General features: G+C 30.7%; 2 protein-coding genes. Both read right to left on the minus strand.

Features of this window, described 5'->3' with window-relative positions; all coding sequences use genetic code 11:
• Positions 1–214 precede the first annotated feature (214 nt).
• Positions 215–784: a hypothetical protein gene (locus tag KO493_RS04830; RefSeq protein ID WP_216066818.1), complete on the minus strand. Its 570-nt coding sequence runs from the start codon at positions 782–784 to the stop codon at positions 215–217.
• A gap of 215 nt (positions 785–999) precedes the next feature.
• Positions 1,000–1,497, minus strand: a complete 498-nt coding sequence (locus KO493_RS04835; protein ID WP_216066819.1) for a hypothetical protein — start codon at positions 1,495–1,497, stop codon at positions 1,000–1,002.
• Positions 1,498–2,176: the final 679 nt, after the last annotated feature.

Genomic DNA, 2,176 nt, shown 5'->3' on the forward strand with positions numbered 1-2,176 from the left:
CTCAAATGCACTACAACGTTTATGTGTATACAACGTAGCGTGTAAAAAGGTAATATTTTTAAGGCTAAAACAGAGCTAAATTTTTAATTTTGTTTTTAACTTGTCAAAAGTAAAAGCCAAATTAAAAATTTGGCGGACTTAGTAAATAAGCAAAAACCTCTCGTAAAGCCTATTTTAGCTATGTTTTATACACGGTGTTGGCAACTGTTTTTTTTTAATATTCTATAAATTCAATTCGTTTATCAGTTTTCCAATTATCGTTTTCTTTTGAAAAAAACGCAATTTCCTCCCATCCACCTTTAACTCCGCCATATTTTTCATTAGTATATAAAACAGAAATATTTGCAACGATTGAGTCGTGTAAATCATTCGCCAAAAATGAATTGAAAACATAAATTATTTTATCATTGTTTTTAGTTTCTTTTGGATTTAGAAATTCAGTTGTTTTAGAATTTAGCTTTGATTTATTAAACACAAAAGAGTCTTGTTTAGAAATTAACTTTTTTAGTAATTCCGACTGTGATTTTGAATCCGTATTATTTATAACATATTTGAAGTCATTCAGTGTTTCTCCGTTCTTTTGACCTTTATATTTTATGTCAAAATTGTAAAGTTTGATTTCAGTTTCCGAGTGATTTTCCATAATCAAATCTATTATTTTATGATAATCAACGGATTCCAGAATCGGTTGATTAGTCACTTTTTTTTCAGAAGTCTTTTGATTGCAAGCAATCAGAATGGAAAATATCAAAAAAGTTAGAAATATGGAAGTGTGTTTTGTCATTTTTCAAATAGTTGCCAACGTTCACGGCTATGCTTAGTACGGGAATTAAAAGTAAATAATTTCCGTTTAAACACTTAGCCAAATCTTTTTATTTTGTTTTATCTTTTATAGTACTAAAGCCAAATCAAAAGATTTGGCGGACTTTGCAAATACAAACGAACCTTTAACTTAAGCGCCAAACCCGTATTAAGTATAGGCATTGTTGTGCTTAGTTTTTATTTCGTTAATATATAAAGTCCAGACTTTTTAGCCAGTTCTATAAGCGGTTTTATTTTTTCTTGGTCTCTAAACCAAATAATATTTGTCCAGTCCCATTCTTCACTATAAACTGCTTGAAATTCAGGAAGTATTATATCATACCGCTGTCCAGATTCACCATTTTGGTTTTGAATTTCACACTTGTTTAATAATTGTTTTTTTGTCTCAAATTGATATATGAAAAATTGATTTTTTCTTTTAATTTCAGAAGTGAAGGTCTGTGTCAGATTGAATAAGCCTATAACGAAGTTTTGGAGCTTTTCTCTTCTTATTTTTATTTCTTTTGCGTCTTCCGTATGTATTTCAGGTTGAAATTCATCTTGTGTTAACCAATGGTCAAAGACACTAACAAAAATCATTTGATAGTCAGTTTCATCCTTTTCATGAATTAGCTTTTGTAGAGAAGGAAGTATTTCGTTAATCTCCGTATTATAGATATTAGTTGTTTTTTGCATTTTAAATTTTGACTAACCTAAATGTTTTGTGTAACATTTTGTTTCTTAGTTTTTTGGGGTCTGATGAGCAATTAAGCACAACGGTTTCGTATAAGGTGCGATGCGCCTAAGAAGCTAGATTTTCCGAAGGAAAATCAGCAATCCAAAAAAGCGATGCCCTTTGTGTTTTGCTAAAATAAGCATTGCATTTTATACAATGTTGTAAATCAGTGCAATTTTATTGATTATACTTATAAAACTCTTTAGAAATACTGTAATATTTGCGTTTTTAAATTCGATAAAATATTTTTCCAAGCAGTTTTAATGGCAATTTTTTAACACACTAATTAGCCGTCCAGCGTATCAGTCCGTCGCAACAGTTGCGTATTGTTTTGGTCAGAAGCCAGCTGAGTAATCAGGTTTTATATTAAGATTCTTAAACAACTAATTTTTATGGAAAATTTGCCGTTCTGAGTATCAGTCCGCCGCAACAGTTTCGTATCGTTAAAGTCCGAAATCGGCTGAGTAAGCTAGTCCGATTGCGCTTTGCTTTTAAGTTTTTTGTTAAAGTAATTTTTAAGGGGTTAGGATTGCGTTGAGAGTTGATTTACACCCGAGTGGGGCATTGTTTACAACGGTTATGTATATGATTTGGTGCGTGTTAAAACAACTAATTTAGTAAACTTGAACTTACCTTTTG

It is taken from the genome of Pseudotamlana agarivorans, assembly GCF_018860245.1.
GTDB classification, from domain to species: Bacteria; Bacteroidota; Bacteroidia; order Flavobacteriales; family Flavobacteriaceae; genus Pseudotamlana; species Pseudotamlana agarivorans_A.